Annotated in this window: 16 protein-coding genes; 4 read left to right on the top strand and 12 right to left on the bottom strand. The window is 37.7% G+C overall.

From position 1 onward, the window contains the following. Window positions 1–278: 278 nt before the first annotated feature. Window positions 279–2,396: a type I DNA topoisomerase gene (topA, locus tag CYP51_RS01970; RefSeq protein WP_103624162.1), complete on the bottom strand. Its 2,118-nt coding sequence runs from the start codon at window positions 2,394–2,396 to the stop codon at window positions 279–281. Window positions 2,397–2,587: 191 nt separating this feature from the next. Here topA and CYP51_RS01965 point away from each other — a divergent pair, with 191 nt between their 5' ends. Continuing rightward, window positions 2,588–4,081: a flagellin B gene (locus tag CYP51_RS01965; RefSeq protein ID WP_103624161.1), complete on the top strand. Its 1,494-nt coding sequence runs from the start codon at window positions 2,588–2,590 to the stop codon at window positions 4,079–4,081. Window positions 4,082–4,292: 211 nt separating this feature from the next. On the opposite strand, the gene CYP51_RS01960 is transcribed toward CYP51_RS01965, so the two are convergent. The 11 genes from CYP51_RS01960 to dcd all read right to left on the bottom strand — a co-directional run bounded on the left by CYP51_RS01960 (window position 4,293) and on the right by dcd (window position 15,553). After that, window positions 4,293–5,063, bottom strand: a complete 771-nt coding sequence (locus CYP51_RS01960) for an oxidoreductase (RefSeq protein ID WP_103624160.1) — start codon at window positions 5,061–5,063, stop codon at window positions 4,293–4,295. Then, the gene (locus CYP51_RS01955) at window positions 5,050–5,757 is read right to left on the bottom strand and encodes an acylneuraminate cytidylyltransferase family protein (RefSeq protein ID WP_103624159.1); all 708 of its coding nucleotides are present in this window, start codon (window positions 5,755–5,757) and stop codon (window positions 5,050–5,052) included. The genes CYP51_RS01960 and CYP51_RS01955 overlap by 14 nt, the downstream gene beginning before the upstream one ends. After that, the gene (locus CYP51_RS01950) at window positions 5,750–6,652 is read right to left on the bottom strand and encodes a Gfo/Idh/MocA family protein (protein WP_103624158.1); all 903 of its coding nucleotides are present in this window, start codon (window positions 6,650–6,652) and stop codon (window positions 5,750–5,752) included. The genes CYP51_RS01955 and CYP51_RS01950 overlap by 8 nt, the downstream gene beginning before the upstream one ends. Before the next feature lie 13 nt (window positions 6,653–6,665). Continuing rightward, window positions 6,666–7,712 carry a nucleotidyltransferase family protein gene (locus tag CYP51_RS01945; RefSeq protein ID WP_103624157.1) on the bottom strand — a complete coding sequence of 349 codons (1,047 nt, stop codon included), beginning with the start codon at window positions 7,710–7,712 and terminating at the stop codon, window positions 6,666–6,668. Continuing rightward, window positions 7,709–8,869 (bottom strand): UDP-N-acetylglucosamine 2-epimerase, encoded by a 1,161-nt coding sequence (gene neuC / locus CYP51_RS01940; RefSeq protein WP_103624156.1) that lies wholly within the window; start codon window positions 8,867–8,869, stop codon window positions 7,709–7,711. The genes CYP51_RS01945 and neuC overlap by 4 nt, the downstream gene beginning before the upstream one ends. Beyond that, window positions 8,866–9,867: an N-acetylneuraminate synthase gene (gene neuB, locus CYP51_RS01935; RefSeq protein ID WP_103624155.1), complete on the bottom strand. Its 1,002-nt coding sequence runs from the start codon at window positions 9,865–9,867 to the stop codon at window positions 8,866–8,868. The genes neuC and neuB overlap by 4 nt, the downstream gene beginning before the upstream one ends. 18 nt (window positions 9,868–9,885) lie before the next feature. Beyond that, window positions 9,886–10,503 (bottom strand): NeuD/PglB/VioB family sugar acetyltransferase, encoded by a 618-nt coding sequence (locus tag CYP51_RS01930; RefSeq protein WP_103624154.1) that lies wholly within the window; start codon window positions 10,501–10,503, stop codon window positions 9,886–9,888. A gap of 2 nt (window positions 10,504–10,505) precedes the next feature. Next, window positions 10,506–11,657: a LegC family aminotransferase gene (locus CYP51_RS01925; protein ID WP_103624153.1), complete on the bottom strand. Its 1,152-nt coding sequence runs from the start codon at window positions 11,655–11,657 to the stop codon at window positions 10,506–10,508. Next, window positions 11,644–12,831 carry a UDP-N-acetylglucosamine 4,6-dehydratase gene (locus tag CYP51_RS01920; protein WP_103624152.1) on the bottom strand — a complete coding sequence of 396 codons (1,188 nt, stop codon included), beginning with the start codon at window positions 12,829–12,831 and terminating at the stop codon, window positions 11,644–11,646. The genes CYP51_RS01925 and CYP51_RS01920 overlap by 14 nt, the downstream gene beginning before the upstream one ends. Before the next feature lie 3 nt (window positions 12,832–12,834). Further along, window positions 12,835–14,796, bottom strand: coding sequence for a motility associated factor glycosyltransferase family protein (locus CYP51_RS01915; protein ID WP_103624151.1), 1,962 nt, complete (start codon window positions 14,794–14,796; stop codon window positions 12,835–12,837). Window positions 14,797–14,992: 196 nt separating this feature from the next. After that, window positions 14,993–15,553, bottom strand: coding sequence for a dCTP deaminase (dcd, locus tag CYP51_RS01910; protein ID WP_021091674.1), 561 nt, complete (start codon window positions 15,551–15,553; stop codon window positions 14,993–14,995). A gap of 118 nt (window positions 15,554–15,671) precedes the next feature. On the opposite strand from dcd, the gene CYP51_RS01905 reads away from it, so the two are divergent. The 3 genes from CYP51_RS01905 to CYP51_RS01895 all read left to right on the top strand — a co-directional run bounded on the left by CYP51_RS01905 (window position 15,672) and on the right by CYP51_RS01895 (window position 18,401). Further along, entirely contained in the window at window positions 15,672–16,514 is an 843-nt protein-coding gene (locus CYP51_RS01905; RefSeq protein WP_103624150.1) for a DUF3737 family protein, read from the top strand. 109 nt (window positions 16,515–16,623) lie between these two features. After that, entirely contained in the window at window positions 16,624–17,070 is a 447-nt protein-coding gene (accB, locus tag CYP51_RS01900) for an acetyl-CoA carboxylase biotin carboxyl carrier protein (RefSeq protein WP_084041901.1), read from the top strand. After that, window positions 17,070–18,401 carry an acetyl-CoA carboxylase biotin carboxylase subunit gene (locus tag CYP51_RS01895; RefSeq protein WP_072595397.1) on the top strand — a complete coding sequence of 444 codons (1,332 nt, stop codon included), beginning with the start codon at window positions 17,070–17,072 and terminating at the stop codon, window positions 18,399–18,401. The genes accB and CYP51_RS01895 overlap by 1 nt, the downstream gene beginning before the upstream one ends. The last annotated feature ends 77 nt before the right edge of the window (window positions 18,402–18,478 follow it).

Below are 18,478 nucleotides of genomic sequence, written 5' to 3'. Positions count from 1 at the left end.
AAAATTCGGATAAATTTTAAAATTTTTAGAGAACTTTTACTTTCTCTTATAAATTTCCACTCGTTCTTTTAAAAGATCTGTTTTTAAATTTGGTAAAGCGCTAAGCTCGCCAAAAAGTCCAAAAGGTGGATACTACGATGTGAAGCTGCCCTCTAACTGAGTGCAGTTTATGACGAGGCTCTTTTGCCCTTTATACTGGCTAACTTCTATGATGGTTTCAGGCATTTAAGGTCCAAAAATTTATAAGCCAAATTTAGACTAAAATTTGGCTAGAAGTTTTAATTTTCAGAGATAAGTGTCTTTTTCTTACACTTTTTGCACTCTATAAATGTGCCTTTTTTAAGCTCTTTTTTGATCATATCGCCGCCACATTCGTCGCATTTTTGCTCAACTGGCTCGTAGTTTGAGACGAAGTCACATTTTGGATAGTTGGCACACCCGTAAAATTTACCGCGCCTACTAAATCTCTCGACGATCTCACCGCCACATTTTGGACATGGCACATCAAGCTTTTTAAGCTCACGTTTTGGTTTAGCTGCCGTAGTAGCAGCGCCTGCCTCCGCGCTCTTTTCATTATCTTTTGCGATGTTTCTTGAGTATTTGCATTTTGGGAAATTTGAGCAAGCGATAAACTCACCGTATCTGCCTTTTCTAAGCACTAGCTCGCTTCCGCACTCTGGGCACTTTTCGCCGATAGGAGTGGCTGTTTTTAGGCTTTTTATTCCAGTTTTGCCAGCGCTGATTTTTTCCATAAATGGATAGTAAAAGTCACTTAGTACCTTTTGCCAGTCGGCCTTGTCAAGTGCGATTTCATCGAGCTTTTCTTCAAGATGTGAGGTAAATTCGCTATCAACGATATTGCTAAAGTGCTCCTCCAAAACGCCTATCATGCTAAATGCGATCTCGTTTGGTATGAGCTGCTTTTTCTCGACTCTCACGTAGTCTCTTGATGTTAGCAGCGAGATGGTCGGTGCGTAGGTACTTGGGCGGCCGATGCCTAGACTCTCTAACTTTTTAACAAGTCCAGCTTCTGAGTACCTAGCTGGTGGCTCGGTGAAGTTTTGCGTGCTTTTTATGCTTTGCAAGCTCATATCGTCGCCCTTTTTTAAATTTGGCAAAATTTTATCCTTATCAAGCTCGCCATAAACTTTGTAAAAGCCGTCAAATAGTACCTTTCTGCCGCTTATCTTAAACTCGCCTTTTTCGCTTGCGACATAGACATTTTGCGTTTGGCTCACACATGCGCTCATTTGGCAGGCCAAAAATCTATTATAGATGAGCGTGTAGAGTTTGAGCGCGTCTTTATCTAAAAATTTAGCTGCGATTTGCGGTGTGAAGTTTAAATTTGTAGGGCGGATCGCTTCGTGGGCTTCTTGTGCACCTTTTGAGCTTGTCGTGTAGCTTATCGCTTTGGCTGGCAGATACTCTTTGCCGTAGTTTTGGAGGATATGCTCTCTAGCGGCTGCGACGGCTTCTTTGGCTAAATTTAAGCTATCTGTTCTCATATAGGTGATCGCGCCCATGAAGCCCTCATGAGTTTGTACACCTTCATAGAGACTTTGAGCGATCATCATGGTCTTTTTAGGGCTAAAGCCAAGACGGTTACTCGCACTTTGCTGAAGTGTTGAAGTCATAAATGGCGGACTTGGCTGGATCTTTCTATCCTTGCTCTCGATCTCTCGGACGCTAAATTTCTCATTTTGTAAATTTTCAATGATGTATTTTGCACGGTCTGGGTTTTGGATAGTGAGCTTTTCTATCTTTTGATTTTCAAATTTAACTAGCTCAGCGTCTAGATCTTTTTTGAAAACGGTGTCGATAGTGTAGTACTCAACTGGCTTAAATGCTTGAATTTCACGCTCACGGTCGACTATTATTTTTAGGGCTGCACTTTGCACGCGGCCAGCGCTTAAGCCTTTTTGTATCTTTAAATTTAAAAGCGGACTTAGCTTGTAGCCAACTATGCGGTCGAGCAAGCGCCTTGTTTGCTGGGCATTGACGCTATTCATATCGACACGTCTTGGGCTTTTTAGAGCGTTTTGTATGGCGCTTTTGGTGATCTCGTGAAAGACGATGCGAGGAAGGCTGGTTGGCTCCTTGCCGATAGCATTTGCGATATGAAACGCTATCGCCTCACCCTCTCTATCCTCATCGGTTGCGAGGTAAATTTCATCAGCACCCTTGGCGAGTTCTTTCATCTCTTTTACGATGGCTGAGTGATCACTGCTGACGCGGTACTCTGGGGTAAATTTATCATCTTCTATCTTGATGCCAAAGCTAGTTTTTGGCAGGTCTCTGATGTGGCCTTTTGAGGCGATGACGTTGTAGCTTTTATCTAAGAAATTTTTGATAGTCTTTGCTTTTGCGGGAGATTCCACGATGATTAAGCTTTTCATTTATATATAGCCTTTAATTTTTTTTGGCGTAATTGTAGCAAAAATAATTTTTAAAGTATCAAGACATAAAAATCAAATCCATGTTAATTTTTTAAAAATTTTTTCATTCATACCTATAAAGTTTTTAGAAAATTTCACGATATAGTTTTTGTGCGACAAGAAGTCGTAACTAAAAATTAAAAGGATTTACAATGAGTTTTCGTATTAACACAAACGTAAACGCACTTAACACACACGCTAACGCAGTTAGCAACAACACTGACCTATCTAAGTCACTTAACAAACTTAGCTCAGGTCTTAGGATTCAAACAGCTGCAGACGATGCTTCAGGTCTATCTATCGCAGATAGCTTAAGAAGTCAAGCTTCAGCTTTAGGTCAAGCTATTGCAAACGGTAATGATGCTATTGGTATCATTCAAGTTGCCGATAAAGCTATGGACGAGCAGCTAAAAATTCTTGACACTATCAAGACAAAAGCTACTCAATCAGCTCAAGACGGCCAAACAACTCAATCACGCCAAGCATTGCAAGCTGATATCGTTCGTCTAATGGAAGAGCTTGACAATATCGGTAACACTACTTCATTTAACGGTCAGCAACTACTAAACGGAACATTCTCTAATAAAGAATTCCAAATAGGTGCTTACTCAAACCAAACTGTTAAAGCAAGTATTGGTGCGACTACATCTGATAAGATCGGCCTTACACGTTTTGAGAGTTCAAAATTACTTACCGCTATGGGTGAAGTAAAGCTTAAATTCTTAAACGTTGATGGTGTAAATGATGTTGGCGTTACAGCTGCTACTATTTCAACAGGTATAGGTAAAGGACTTGGTGCTCTAGCTGAGAATATCAACAAAGTTGCTGATAAAACTGGTGTTAGAGCGACAGCTGATGTTACTTGGAAAGCTAGTGTTGCTATTGCTGGTGGTCTAATTAAATCTTTAACAATCAACGGCGTTAAAATCGGCGACCTAGAGGTTAAAGCAAATGATGCAAACGGTGCACTAGTAAATGCTATCAACTCTGTAAAAGATCAAACTGGTGTTGAAGCTTCTGTTGATGCTGAAACAGGCAAAATGGTACTAACAAGCCGTGATGGTCGTGCTATAGTTGCAACTGGTACAGACATTGAGAAAGGACTTGGCGGAAAAGGTAACAATTTAACAAAAGGCTTTGTTGGAAGACTAAATTTGGTTCGTCTTGATGGTAGAGATATTAAACTAGAAGGTGGCGGTGCTACTAAATTGTCAATAGCATTCTCTGCTGATGGTGGTGCTCAACAATCAGTATCCCTAAGAGACATAAGAGGACAAATAGATAAAAACCTAGCAACTGCTATGGGCTTCCAAAGAATGAGCAAAGCTTTATCAGTAGCTCAATCTGCTGGTGTTATGACACTTCGCGGTGCTATGGCTGTTATGAGTATCGCTGAGTCTGCTCAAAAAACACTAGATCAAGTTCGTTCAGACCTTGGTTCAGTTCAAAACCAACTTCAAGCTACAGTTAATAACATCACTGTAACTCAAGTTAACGTAAAATCAGCAGAATCTCAAATCAGAGATGTTGATTTTGCTAGCGAGTCTGCTAACTTCTCAAAACATAACATCCTAGCTCAGTCAGGTGCTTATGCTATGAGTCAAGCAAACAGCGTACAACAAAACGTAATGAAGCTACTACAGTAGTTAATTAAGGTTTTAAGTAGAGGCTTTGTAGTAGCACAAAGCCTTAAGAGTGTTAATGCTTTTACAATACGCAAACCCACACCCCAAAGCCTAGCTTTGGGGTTTTATACTTTTACAATCAATAAAATATCTTAAGCTTTGTATATAAGATTTTAAAATACTCATTCTAAATTTGCTACTTAAAGCCTTAGTGGCAAACTAAGGCTTTAAATTATAAACTAAATCCATCATCAACTACGATATTTTGTCCATTTACATATTTTGATACGTCGCTTAATAAATAGATCAAAGTACCGCAAATATCATTTGCATTGAGCATTCCTTTCATGCCACATCTTTTTTTATATTGGCTTAAAAATGGCTCAGGCTGCCCATCTAAAATTCCTCCAGGACTTATAGCGTTTACTCGGATATTGTCTTTTTTGAACATCTTTGCCATGTATTTTGTCATGCCAAGAAGGCCATGTTTTACTACTGTATATTCGACAGGAGAGTGCATATTTGTTCCCTCGTAAGTCTCAAAAGCAGGCGCTCCGATACCTTGTATAGATGAGATATTTATGATATTGCCGTAACCCTGCTCTAAGAAGTATTTTATAAAATTTTGTGAGATATTAAAGTACCCACCAAGGTGTAAATTTAAGAAGGCATTGAAATCATTCATGTCTATCTCAAAAAATTTCTTACCGTAATTTTTGTTTTTTGGATAGGCGTTATTTACCAATGCATCTATGTGGCCATATTTTGAGTATAAGAAATTTATGGCCTCATTAACAGAATTTACATCACTGATATCAATTTGTAAAACTTCGATTTTTGCGTCTTTGTTTGAGGTCTTTATTTCATTTTTTAGTAAATTTGCTCTTTTTGTGTCAACTTCTGCTATTACTCCAACTCCGTTTTGACTAGTGATGGCTCTTATGAAAGCACTTCCTATCCTACCAGCCCCTCCTGTTACTACTATGACTTTATCTGTTAGCATTTTTTTCCTTCATTAAAAACTCTACAAATTTAAAATCCAGTTCACAGTCTATATCGATTGATCTGTCTTCACTCATTGCATAAAGCCCAGTTTTTGGTAAAAACAATGTATCGTTATTTAGTAGGGCTTCACGTTTCCAGATATAGATAGAAGCGTTCATGTCATAAGTCTTTGGTGTATCTTGTCGTCTTACAATGGCTTTTGCTAAAGTTTTTGCAAGCCCTACATGTCCGTCAGGATAAATTTCAACCAAGTTAAAGTATGGACTTCTTCTGCTTGGCATCGCGGTTATTAGATTGTCATTTTCATCGTCTAGAAACTGCTTGTAAGCGTTTATGATATCGCTTACATCACGAAGTGGGGCTGTTGCATCAAGATCGATCTCATAATCAAATCTTTGTGCGTAATGTTGTTCGCTTTTTACAAAAGCATCTTTTATCACATCAAGCTTTCCAGCTGTATCGCTGGCCATAGCAGCATCTCTTTTAAAAAATACTTCTGCACCATATTTTATTGCTGTTTCTGCGATCAAATCGCTATCAGTACTAATTACTATATGCTCAAATAAATTTGACTCTCTAGCCTGCTCTATGGTGTAAGCGATAAGTGGTTTTCCACAAAGCTCACGTATATTTTTTCCTTTTACACCCTTGCTACCGCCTCTTGCACATATTGTACATAACACATTACTCATTATTTTGCCTTTGAATTTGATCTATTGTGCCCATAGTATCTTGTCCTTCGCTAAAGCCACAAACGTATCTTTGTTCACCTAGGACATCTTTATGCATAGCTAGAAACATCTCATTTCTTGCCAAATTTGGCATATTAAAAATTTGCCTATTGATATCTTGCTTTATGAGAGTACCTTCTATGAAATTAAGCTCATAAGTGGAGCCTTCGCACTCCACTCGCACGTTTCTATGCGTCATATGGCTTAGATAATCAATGCTTATATTGGCTACTACATTATTGTCTGTTTTGCCAAAGATTAAACATAAATCGTCGCTTGTTATCTGCAAATTTGAGATTTTGCCTTGAAAGCTTTTTATGCTCTTAAATTTGCCACACAGCCACATGGTATAGTCTAGCTCATGACTAAGATCTAGCAAAACTCCACCGCCTTTTTCTTTGCTAGCACTATAACATTTTGTATAGTCTCCATTTCTCCAGCTTGGTAGATACTGTCCACAACTAACATTTATGTACAAAATTTTTTCACTCTCCAAAAGCTCTTTTAGTTTTTGTAAAAGAGGATGAAATCTAAGCACGTAGCCTACAAAAATTTTGTTGTTTTTTGGTGTAAAATCGTAAAATTCCTCAAACAAAGGCTTTTCGCAAAGTATTATTTTATCTTTTACTTTCTCGTCTAAAAATTTTAAATTTTGCAGGTGTAAAAATGTGGGAGTTGCTATGACAAAGTAGTCAAACTTGTCTAAATTTGAGACTTCTTCTAAACTTTTGTAACAAATTTTCCCAACTACATCTTGGCTAGTAACAAGGCAGATCTCATCTATTTGCGGTAAAGCTTCCAATACTTCGCAATGCCTTTTACCAATCGAACCATAGCCTAAGATAAGAGCTTTCATTTAAAGTATCCAATCAAAATATTTTTGCATATTCTTCATTTGCTTTTTGATACTCTTCTAATCGCCCTATGTCAATCCAATACTCGTGTATAGGAAATGAGATTACGTTTTTACCTTGGCTTATGGCTTTTTCAAAAAGAGTCGGCATATCGTAAAACTCATTTTTCGGGATCAAATCTAAAATTTCAGGTGAGAGCATATATATCCCAGCACTTACGAAAAATTTCTGCACCGGTTTTTCTGAGATCTCTACTATCTTGTTGTCATTCATTTTTACAACGCCATAAGGCACTTCGTAGTCATACTCTCTTACACACATTGTGGCTGTGGCTTTATTTAGCATGTGGTAGTTAAAAATATGCTCGAAATTTACATTTGTAAGAAGATCACCATTCATTACAAAAAATGGCTCGTTTGGTCGCTCTTTAAGTAAGCTTAATGCACCTGCTGTACCCATTCTTTTTTGCTCTAAAATGTAGTCAATGTTTACTCCAAATTCCTTACCGTCACCAAAATAGTCCTTGATGATGCCTGCATTAAAATTTACACACATAGTAATATTTACAAAGCCATACTCTACAAATTTCTCAACTATCGTTTGAAGTATCGGCTTATTTCCGACCTTTAGCATCGGCTTTGGAGTATCTTTTGTAAGTGGTCTAAGCCTAGTACCAAGGCCTCCTACCATTAAAATGACTTTGTTTGTTTTGCTTGCTGGTTTTATAATGTCTTCGATATCTTCTATGCCAACTAGCTTTCCAAGTTCATCTATTAGTGGGATTTTATGAAGCTTTTTAGCAAGGGCTATTTTTAGTATTGACTCTTTTGTATCGCCAACATTTGCAGTACTTGGACTCTTGTGTACTATAAGATTTATGTTGCTATTTAGATCAAGACCATTTAATAGTCCACGCCTAATATCCCCATCCGTTACTGTACCTACAAGGCTATCGTTTTCATCCACGACAATAGCTATTTGGAGTCCGCCATTATTGATTGTTTGCAGGGCGTCTTTTATGGTTGAATTTATGCTTAGCTTTATATCGTTTACTATTCTCATTTCAAACCTATATCATAAAATTTCTTTTTCAAAATATCATCAAGCTCTATTTCTTTTAAAATTTTTAGTATTTTTTTACTTGGGCTACCACTATCGTATGGATTGATTGTGTCTTGTAAAATTTGCTTAAATTCCTTCGAATATGCTTTTGTTATAGCAGCTAAAATTTCTTCTTTAACAGGCCTAACGTCTATCACACTGCTAGCTCTAGCGCGTCCTTTTTGGCGGTCGCCTATATTTATAGTAGCCTTTTTAAAGCTTGGTGCTTCCGTTAAGCCACTCGAGCTATTTCCTAGGACAATATCAACAAATTTTATCGCACTTAAGTATCTTAGCTGCCCAAGTGAAGCAAACGCCACAGCTTTTTGTGAATTTTTACTCACATACTCATCTATCATTTTATTTATCACATCACCATCTGTGTCGCTATTTGCTTTTGTAAAGATAAAATTTGTATCTTGCAGTTCGTCTATCGCTTTTAAAAGCTCTTTAAATTGCTCTTTTGCACTACCATTTTCAAGCGTTACCGTATGAAATGTGATTAGTATATTTTTTTTAGCAAGCTTGAAATTTATTAATTTTTCAAACTCATCTTTATTTAGTAAATTTAGCTTTTTTATATTTTCAATGCCAGGTCCACCGACATTAAAGACCCTGCTAGGCTCTTCTCCTAGCTGGATTATGCGGTTTGCATACTCTCTTGTAGCTGCAAAATGAATATGGCTCATCTTTGTTATGCTATGTCTAAAGGCCTCGTCAAATGCCCCTTGGGTAGTTTCTCCGCCATGTATGTGTGCTATTGGTATCTGCATGATACTAGCCACACCTGCTACACCAAATATCTCGTATCTATCTCCAAGAAGCACCAATATGTCAGGTTTAAGCTCAGCTAATGCCGGAGCAAATTTCTCATAAACTCTTGCCATCTCCGAACAAATATCAAGACTAGTATGAGAGCTACTTAAAACTTCTATCTTTTTATCTATCTTAAATTCTTTTTCAATCTCTTTGTATGTGAGTCCAAACTCAGGGCTTAAATGCATACCAGTAGCGATGATTTGAAGTTCAAGCTCACTATCTGCCTCGATCTCCTTTAAGAGCCAGTAAAGCAAGCCATACTCTGCTCTAGTGCTTGTTACTACACAAATTTTTCTCATATCAGTTCGTCTTGTTGATAGTCTTTTTGCGAAATCTGCCCTATCACTTCATCCCATCTCATAGGATTTATGCCGTCCCCTGGGCGTTTTACGCAGATATTTTTCTCGCTAAAAATTTCACCCTTTTTTATATCACACTTTGCCACGATCGACTTTCTAGCTATTTTGATATTTTCGCTTTCACTTTTACTAAAGTGCTTTAACCCATCACCAAGTGCTAGCTCTATATTTCTAATTGCTCTGACCATCGCTACTAACTCATCTGGCTCAAGGCTCGCCTTATGATCAGGCCCAGGCATACTCTTATCGAGCGTAAAGTGCTTTTCTATAATCTTTGCACCCATGGCAACCGCTGCGATATCAACCTCGATGCCAAGCGTATGATCACTATATCCGACCTCAAGACCGAAGGCATTTTTAAGAGTTATCATCGCCTTTAAATTTACATCCTCCATCGGCGTTGGATACTGCGTATTTGCATGAAGAAGGCTTATGTTTCCATGTTTCGTGCCGCTTTTTATAAGTACTTCTATCGCAGATTCTACCTCACCTAAATTTGCCATTCCGGTTGAGAGAATGATCTTTTTATTTAAGCCGCCTATCTGCCTAAGATAAGGTAAATTTGTTATCTCACCGCTTGGGATCTTAAATGTACTAAGCCCAAGCTCATCAAGAAGCTTTATGCTGTCGCTATCAAAAGGAGTTGAGAGAAATGTGATATTTTTTTGTTTGCAGTAGGTAATGAGCTCCTTGTGTATATTTTCATTTAACTCTAGTTTTTTTATCATATCAAGCTGACTCTCGTTTTTATCAGTATTTTGTTTTTGATAGTTAGCTTTTTGTGCGTTTTTTGAAACAAGATTTTGAGCTTTAAAGGTTTGAAATTTTACCGCGTTAGCGCCAGCTCTGGCTGCTACATCGATTAGTTTTTTGGCTAAATTTATATCGCCATTGTGATTAACCCCGGCCTCAGCTATGATAAAAACCCTATTTGACATCAAATTTCCTTTAAAATACTAGTTTTGCGCCTTTATAAAAGCGTTTTTCTCCAAGCTTTTCATCACACTAGTTCCGCCACCTATGATAGAACTTTCGCCTATCACGATATACTCTTTACTAGTTGCATTGCTACCAAAGAATGTCCCATCTTGCACAACAACGCCGCCATTTACCACACTTGCTGTTGAGATATGGCAGTGATCACCAATAGTTGCGTCATGCTCCACAAGCGCTTTTGTGTTTATGATGCAGTTTTTGCCGACATTTGCGCCAGCGTTGATCAAGGCATGATGCATCACAACCGTTCCCTCACCTACACTTGCATGTTTTGAGGTATACGCAAGCGGAGAAATAATGACTGGAAGGTAAAAACCTATCTCTTTTAGTAGTGCAAACAACCTTTTTCTAGGCTCACTGCTTTTTATCTGCCCAACCGTCACCACAGCATTTTTACATGATTTAAAAACCTCAGCCAGATCATCATCACCACCGATTATCTCATAGCCAAGCACCTTTTTGCCAATATTTTCTGCCGTATCTATGATACCAATTATATTAAATTTAGCCTCGCTCTCGATGACATCTATCACACTTTTGCAGTGCCCGCCGCCACCTACTAAAACTATATCTTGCACAGCTATACTCTTGCGCTGCTTGGGATATTTACTATCCTGTCGCTTAGAAATTTAGCATTTTTTAGCTCATCTCTTTGGCAGTCCTTAAACATATCAAGATCATTCATAAGCTGCCAGATAGAGCGTGTGAAAACGCCATTTTCATTACTAAATTTCAAAAACTCATCTCGTTTTTCATGGCTTTCAAAAAGCACCGCATTTAGCCAAAAATTTGACCTAGCATCCGCTGGCTCACCTATAAATTTCATATCATCAAATTTAGAAAAATACTCTTTATAGATCATAGCAAGCTCGCGTTTGCTCTTTAAAAATAGCTCCAAATTTTCAAGCTGCGCCACAAGAAGGGCCGCATTTAAATTTGGCAAGCGGTAGTTGTAACCGATCTCGCTGTGGCGGTACTCAAAAGGATGTGGCACCTTAGCCGTTGTGGTGATAAATTTAGCGTGCTTTGCTATATCTTCGTCATTTGTGATGATCGCTCCACCACCTCCGCTTGTGACGATCTTATTGCCATTAAAGCTCATCGCTGCAAGCTTGCCAAAATTCCCCGTATGAGTGCCTTTGTAGTAGCTGCCAAGGCTCTCGGCGCTATCTTCTACCAAAGCGATGTTCCAACGCTTGCAAATTTCAGCTATTTCAACTATCTTGCAAGGCAGTCCAAAGGTGTGCATAGGCACGCAGGCACGCACTATCCTGCCGCTAGTTTTATTGACACATTTGCCGCCTTTTAGCTCGCAGTTTTTCTCCAAAAACGCACTAAGTGACGTTGGAGACATACCAAGAGTATCAAGATCAACGTCCACAAAAACGGGCTTTGCAAAAAGGTAGCTAATGGCGTTGCAAGTGGCTATAAATGTAACTGGCTGCGTGATCACTTCGTCATTTTGCTCTACGCCGGCCAACTTTAGGCAGATATGAAGCGCAGAGGTGCCATTTGTCGTGGCAACTGCAAATTTAGCACCTACCATTTGAGCTAATTTACTCTCAAACTCATCGACAAATTTGCCGACACTTGAGACAAAGCTAGAATCGATACACTCAAGTAGATATTTTTTCTCATTGCCTATAAATTTAGGCTCGTGAAGCGGGACTTTGTCCTTGCTAAAGGTACTTTTTATAAATTTCAAAACCTCGTCAAAATCACATTTTTTCATCGAGATATTTTCCTGTTTCTTTATGCATAAAATTTGGTATGAGCTCAAAAACTTCGCGCAAAACGTCCTTTTTGCTCCATGTCAAGCTTGATTTTAAATTTAAGATATTGTTTTTGAAAATTTCTAGCTTTTTGCTATCAAAATTTGCATCATTCTTGACTATGCCGATATTTTGAAGTCTTTGCATGTCAAGTCTCTCGCCATCGACAAAAAACTCCTCGTAGTCCTTCTCTCCAGTCGTGTCACTAGGCGCAAAAAGACAAGGGTAAAAGCCATCTTTTGGAAGCACTTTTGCAAGCTTTCTGGCCTCCTCCTCATTTTCACACAAAAATGGTTCGTAGCCTAAATTTACTAAGTATCGCTTGGCTATCTCGCTAAATGTTATGAGGTCTAAATTTTCATCTAATTTTGGAAAAAATATATCTCTATTTTCGCCAAAAATGGTGCTTAAAAGGCAGAGCTCGCCACTCTCTTTTGGCGTTAAAAAATAGCGTCTGACGTCGTTTGGAGCGACTATGGGCTGAGACTTTTCTATGCGTTTTTGAAAACCAAAAAGAAGCGAGCCGTCGCTAAATGCCACGTTTGCAAACCTAGCCATCGAGACGTCGATCTCTAAAGAGTGCCTAAACGCAAACATCTCCATGATGCGCTTGCTAGCTCCCATTAAATTTACAGGGTTTGCGGCCTTGTCGGTGCTGACGCAGAAATATTTTTTTGACTTCATATTGTAAGCTTGAGCCAGCGTTTTATCGGTGTTAAAGATATTTGTTTCGAGCATCCTCATAAGCGTAAACGGATCTTTTTCGCTTCTAACGTGCTTTAGCGCTGATAAATTTAACACATAGTCAAATCCATCACTTCGTGCCAAAAGTGCGTCAAATTCGGCGCTTGCAACATCTATGGCAAAAGTTTTAAAGTCGCCACTCATATATCCAAATTCGCTTCTTATGTCACGTACTAGCTCAACAAGGTTGTTTTCAGAGATATCAACGACGTATAGTTTTTTTGGATCTCTTATAAAAATTTCTTTTGTCACGGCTGAGCCGATAGAACCAGCACCACCAATAACTAGAAAGCTTGAGCTTGAGACTATCTCTTTTAAATTTTTACTAAGTACCTTTATGTCATCTTCAAAGAGATTTTTCGTGCGTCCTATTAATCTTAATATATCCATGCTTTAGTCTTTTTTTGGAAAGATGCCACGTTTTTTAAGCTCTTTTATAAGAGGTTTTGAGGCTTCTTTTGTTGTTTCTATATCCGCATTTATACCACCAGCTGCTGAAAATAGCCAGTATTTATGAAATTCTATCCACTCAACTAATTTATTAGTTTTTTCTTCATCTGTATCACTTGGTGCTACTGATACTTTAGCAAGCTCTAACTCTTGGTGATAAGTCGAGATAACAAAGATGTTTTCTATATATCTCATATATTTTTTGTGAGAGATACAGTTTTTAAGCTTATCTATCTTATTTGATATTCCTACAAGCTCTTTAAAATGTTTTGTATTTATTTCGCCCTTATCTCTTAAAAGCATAAAATTATCAATTTTTGGTGTTAGTTCTAAAAATACTTTTTCTATTTTTTCTTTAGCTTGTGTTTGAACTCTTATTTTGTTTTGTATTACTTCATAGGCTTTTAACAAATTTTTGTTAGCTACTTTATCGCTATCTTTTTTGATATTTGGTAAATTTTTAACTTTTTTACCTTTGCAAAGCTCATTTATAACTTCTAAAAAAGGTTTCTCTATGGCGCCATTTATTCTAGCTCCACCTTCAGTGCAGTTATATGATTTTATATCTTCTAATTTAGCTTGCTCGATATCATTTTCAAATTGATTTTTAAATAGCATCCATACATAAGTTGTTCTTACTTCTCCTTCACCACCATATGCAGTAGTGTATAAGTTTTCGTCCGGCTGAGCGATAGTGTGACCTTTGGCATGACTTGCACCATCTTTACCAAAAGCAAGATCTTGACCTATAAAAATAATATTTTTATGTCCTAGTACATACGCTAGCTGGTAGGCCATATTTGCACAACTATGTCCGACACCAAGATATCCATATTTGTTTAGCCTAAACATTTTTTCTTCTTGTTGAGGTCTCATCGTAAGCACTAAACGTCTAGGTAATATATTTTTTACAGTTTGGCTGTGTGTGACTGAAGCTACAATAAAATTTATATCATCATCAAATCCAGGGTGCTTTTTTTCAAAAAATGTAGAAGTAGGTATCATTCGCTCAATTGATGTTACATAATCTGGCTTTATGCCATTTCTTGCGAGTATTGGATAGGATGCATCGACACTTATAATGCTTACATAAGGTGCAAATTTTTTAAGTGTTTCTAACTGTTTATCTAGGCTTGGACCTGTTGAAACAATGATCGCTGTATCCATAAGACCGTGTCTTTTTTTAACTAAATTTGTATAGCAGTAATTAGTAAGCATATGAGGTAGATTCTCGATATGCTGTTTTGTGCCTATCAGAAGATCATCTATGCTATTTCCATGGGAAACGACATTTTGAGAAAAGGCTCTTGTTATATCTTTGTTTATTTTGATATAGTCATCTGCAAAATTATCATAATAGTTAGAGTGGATTATTAAGCTATAAGTTTTAGCATATATATCTAAATCACTATGCGATACGAGATAGTAAAACTGTACATATGTAGCAAATTCAGAATAAAAAAGAACAATTTGTTCATCTTTAAGCTCATCTGATATATCAATAATATTTAAAACAAGATGTATGATCTCAAGTTCTGGTTCTATGATAACAATTTTTTTATGAGTCTTATTTTTTGCCAAAGCTTTATAAAATATACCAGTTCCTAAGCCATAAAAGAAAAGCCCTGGATATCTTTTATATTTTTTTTCTATATTATCAAGCATTTTACTAATTTCTTCAACCGGATCTTTATATATTGTTTCATTAGATTCTTTATTGATGATATTTATGCGTATTGGATCACTTTTATCTAGAACGATTTCGTATTTAGTTTGTATATTCATACCAAAAAGTCTAGCAGCCAAGACCTCATCTTGCTGAAATAGTGCTTGAAGATTTTTTTCAAAAATAGGATTTGTTATTCCACTTAAATTTCTTTCTATTGTCTTTTTTTTATCTGACATGAATATCCTTAAAAATATGCTAAGTATAGTATTAAAACACTAAAAATTTAAGCAAAAGCTATGCCAAAATTTTAAAATTTATTAAAAATTTTTTTATCTTTCTAGATTCTATTTCGTCAAATTTTAATTAATGTTTAGAGGAAATTATAAAAGCAGTATTTAAATTTAGCCTTTGCAAGGTCGCAAAGGCATAAAATCACTTCAAAATTCTTGGTAATGTGATGCCTTCTTGAGCTTGATATTTACCATTTTTATCAGCATAAGTCACCTCGCAAGGCTCATCACCCTCGATAAATAGCACCTGCGCGATGCCTTCGTTCGCATAAATTTTTGCAGGAAGTGGCGTCGTGTTTGAAATTTCTATCGTGATGTGCCCCTTAAATCCGGGCTCAAAAGGTGTGACGTTTACGATGATACCGCACCTTGCATATGTGCTTTTGCCTAGGCAGATGGCTAGCACGTTATCTGGCATATTAAAATACTCGATCGTGCGCGCTAGAGCGAATGAATTTGGCGGCACGATGCAGACATCGCCCTTAAAATCTACTACGTTTTTCTCGTCAAAATTTTTAGGATCGACCACGGTGCCGCCGATGTTTGTAAAAATTTTAAACTCATCACCAACGCGGATATCGTAGCCGTAGCTAGAAACGCCGTAACTAACGACGCCGCGTCCGACCTGCTCCTCAGCAAACGGCACTATCATATTTTTCTCAACCGACATTTTTCTTATCCAAGAGTCTGACTTTAAACCCATTTTTGCTCCTTTTTTGGGCGATTATAACGCTTTGCGTCTTTAAATTAAATTTAATAAAGCGACTAAATTAGATGAAAATTAGTATAATTTTAACAGCAAAAATTAATAAAGGACAAAAATGCAAGAGAAAAATGCAGAAATTTTTACTGGCGAGCGTGCGATGTTTGGGGCAAAAAGTGTAAATTTTACTAACTGCATCTTTGAAGATGGCGAATCGCCGCTAAAGCATAGCTCAAATTTAAAGCTAGATGAGTGCGTTTTTGCCTATAAATACCCACTTTGGTACGCAAACGACATTAAATTAAATGGCGGATACCTGGAGCCTCTAGCAAGGGCTGGTATGTGGTACAGTACAAATTTAAGCTTCAAAGACGCGCTCATCAACGCTCCAAAAAGCTTTAGAAAAAGCTCGCAAATTTTGCTAGAAAATGTAAATTTTTCAGATGCTAGTGAAACGCTTTGGGGATGTGCGGATGTGAAGATAAAAAACGTATTTGCGAGAGGTGATTATTTTGGAGCAAATAGTGAAAATTTGGAGATAGAAGGGCTAAACCTTGATGGCAACTACTGCTTTGATGGTTGTAAAAATGTCCATATCACAAACTCAAAGCTCATTTCAAAAGATGCATTTTGGAACTGCGAAAACGTGACCGCGCAAAACTGCCTCATCTCAGGTGAATATCTAGCTTGGAACTCAAAAAATGTGACGCTTATAAACTGCACGATAAAGAGCTTGCAAGCACTTTGTTACGTGGAAAATTTGATCGTAAAAGATTGCATTTTTATGGATACGAGTCTTGCGTTTGAATATTCAAGTGTCGATGTAAGCACAAGCGGAGCGATAAAAAGCATAAAAAATCCAAAAAGTGGCGTGATAAGGGCAGCAAAGATAGATGAGATCATTATCGATGAAAATTTAGTGGATACTAAAGGTATTAAGATAATTATTACTGAAAAATAACTTAGCAAAAAAGAGTAACTTTGAGTTCTCGTTTTTGCTTCATAAAAAAATTTTTTATCTAATTTTCGCTACAATTAGACGCTTATATAAAAATTTAGGAGAATTTTCTATGAAAAAAGAAGATATAAAAGAGCTTATCGAATTTTTTAATGATATGGAGATGAATCATATCAAAATAAAAAGTGGTGATTTTGAGGTAGAGCTTGAAAAATTTTCAGATTATTGCGCGCCTGCTAAACCAGCAGCACAAGCACCAGCTCCAGCACCTGTAAATGTAGTCGTTAATTCAGAGGTAAAACCAGCTGCAAACTCGCCAAAAGATAGCATAAAATCTCCTATGGTAGGTACTTTCTATGCTGCTCCAAGCCCAGGCGCTGCTCCATTTGTAAAAGTAGGTCAAAGAGTGAGAAAAGGCGATGTAGTGGGCATCATCGAAGCTATGAAGATCATGAACGAGATCGAGGCTGAGTTTGACTGCCAGATCACTGAGATGCTAGTCTCTGACGGACAGCCAGTTGAGTTTGGATTGCCGTTATTTGGCGTGGAGAAAAATTAATGGAATTAAAAAGAATTTTAATCGCAAACCGCGGTGAGATCGCTCTTCGTGCTTTGCGAACGATAAAGGAGATGGGTAAAGAAGCCGTTGTAGTTTATTCAACCGCTGACAAAGACGCGCTTTATGTAAAATACGCCGACGTAGCCATCTGCATCGGTAAAGAGCGCTCAAGCGATAGCTATCTAAATATCCCAGCTATCATAAGTGCAGCTGAGATTAGCGAAGCAGACGCTATTTTCCCTGGATATGGCTTTTTAAGTGAAAATCAAAATTTTGTTGAAATTTGCTCACATCACAAGATCAAATTTATAGGACCAAGTGTCGCTGCAATGGCTTTGATGAGCGACAAGAGTAAGGCAAAACAGGTCATGCAAAGAGCTGGCGTACCAGTCATCCCTGGCTCAGACGGCGCCGTGGCTGACACAAAAGCAGCAAAAGAGCTAGCTAAAAAGATAGGATATCCAGTCATCTTAAAGGCTGCTGCAGGTGGTGGCGGACGTGGTATGCGCGTGGTTGAAAAAGAGGCTGATTTAGAAAAAGCATTTTGGTCTGCTGAGAGCGAGGCAATGAGTGCATTTGGTGATGGCACAATGTATATGGAAAAATATATCCTAAACCCACGCCACATCGAAGTTCAAGTAATTGGCGATAGCCATGGCAATGTACTTCACATCGGCGAGCGTGACTGCTCTATGCAGCGTCGCCACCAAAAACTAATCGAAGAAAGCCCAGCTATCTTGCTTGATGAAAAAACAAGAGAGAGGCTACATGAAACTGCCATAAAAGCGGCAAAAGCGATTGGCTACGAGGGAGCTGGTACGTTTGAGTTTTTGGTTGATAAAAATTTAGACTTTTACTTCATCGAGATGAATACAAGACTTCAGGTTGAGCACACAGTGAGCGAAATGGTAAGCGGACTTGATATCATCGAGCTTATGATAAAAGTGGCTGAAGGCGAGGCGCTACCATCACAAGAGAGCATTGAGCTAAAAGGTCATGCGATCGAGTGCAGGATAACAGCTGAAGATCCAAATACATTTACACCGTGTCCTGGCAAGATCACAAAATATGTCTGCCCAGGTGGCCGCAATGTAAGAATGGATAGTCATATCTATCAAGATTATTCGATACCGCCATATTACGATAGCATGATCGGTAAACTCGTGGTTTGGGATACTGATAGAAATAGGGCGATCCATAAGATGAAAGTAGCTCTTGATCAGCTCATAATAAATGGCATAAAAACAACAAAAGATTTTCACATCGCCATGATGGAAAATAAAGACTTTTTAAGCAATAACTACGATACAAATTATCTTTCAAGACACTAAAATTTTTAAGTCAGGATTTGCAAAAAGCAGATCTTGGCTTAAATCTATTAAAATTTTTAAGTTTATCTTAGGGGAAG

It is taken from the genome of Campylobacter concisus (assembly GCF_002912895.1).
Classification (GTDB): domain Bacteria; phylum Campylobacterota; class Campylobacteria; order Campylobacterales; family Campylobacteraceae; genus Campylobacter_A; species Campylobacter_A concisus_G.
The sequence above is the reverse complement of the archived record's forward strand: the minus strand, read 5'-3'. Positions and strand labels throughout refer to the sequence as shown.

Excerpts from the sequence above, each read along its gene's own strand:
- topA (WP_103624162.1), bottom strand. The coding sequence starts at position 2,396 with ATGAAAAGCTTAATCATCGTGGAATCTCCCGCAAAAGCAAAGACTATC.
- CYP51_RS01965 (WP_103624161.1), top strand. The coding sequence starts at position 2,588 with ATGAGTTTTCGTATTAACACAAACGTAAACGCACTTAACACACACGCT.
- CYP51_RS01960 (WP_103624160.1), bottom strand. The coding sequence starts at position 5,063 with ATGCTAACAGATAAAGTCATAGTAGTAACAGGAGGGGCTGGTAGGATA.
- CYP51_RS01955 (WP_103624159.1), bottom strand. The coding sequence starts at position 5,757 with ATGAGTAATGTGTTATGTACAATATGTGCAAGAGGCGGTAGCAAGGGT.
- CYP51_RS01950 (WP_103624158.1), bottom strand. The coding sequence starts at position 6,652 with ATGAAAGCTCTTATCTTAGGCTATGGTTCGATTGGTAAAAGGCATTGC.
- CYP51_RS01945 (WP_103624157.1), bottom strand. The coding sequence starts at position 7,712 with ATGAGAATAGTAAACGATATAAAGCTAAGCATAAATTCAACCATAAAA.
- neuC (WP_103624156.1), bottom strand. The coding sequence starts at position 8,869 with ATGAGAAAAATTTGTGTAGTAACAAGCACTAGAGCAGAGTATGGCTTG.
- neuB (WP_103624155.1), bottom strand. The coding sequence starts at position 9,867 with ATGTCAAATAGGGTTTTTATCATAGCTGAGGCCGGGGTTAATCACAAT.
- CYP51_RS01925 (WP_103624153.1), bottom strand. The coding sequence starts at position 11,657 with ATGAAAAAATGTGATTTTGACGAGGTTTTGAAATTTATAAAAAGTACC.
- CYP51_RS01920 (WP_103624152.1), bottom strand. The coding sequence starts at position 12,831 with ATGGATATATTAAGATTAATAGGACGCACGAAAAATCTCTTTGAAGAT.
- CYP51_RS01915 (WP_103624151.1), bottom strand. The coding sequence starts at position 14,796 with ATGTCAGATAAAAAAAAGACAATAGAAAGAAATTTAAGTGGAATAACA.
- dcd (WP_021091674.1), bottom strand. The coding sequence starts at position 15,553 with ATGGGTTTAAAGTCAGACTCTTGGATAAGAAAAATGTCGGTTGAGAAA.
- CYP51_RS01905 (WP_103624150.1), top strand. The coding sequence starts at position 15,672 with ATGCAAGAGAAAAATGCAGAAATTTTTACTGGCGAGCGTGCGATGTTT.
- accB (WP_084041901.1), top strand. The coding sequence starts at position 16,624 with ATGAAAAAAGAAGATATAAAAGAGCTTATCGAATTTTTTAATGATATG.
- CYP51_RS01895 (WP_072595397.1), top strand. The coding sequence starts at position 17,070 with ATGGAATTAAAAAGAATTTTAATCGCAAACCGCGGTGAGATCGCTCTT.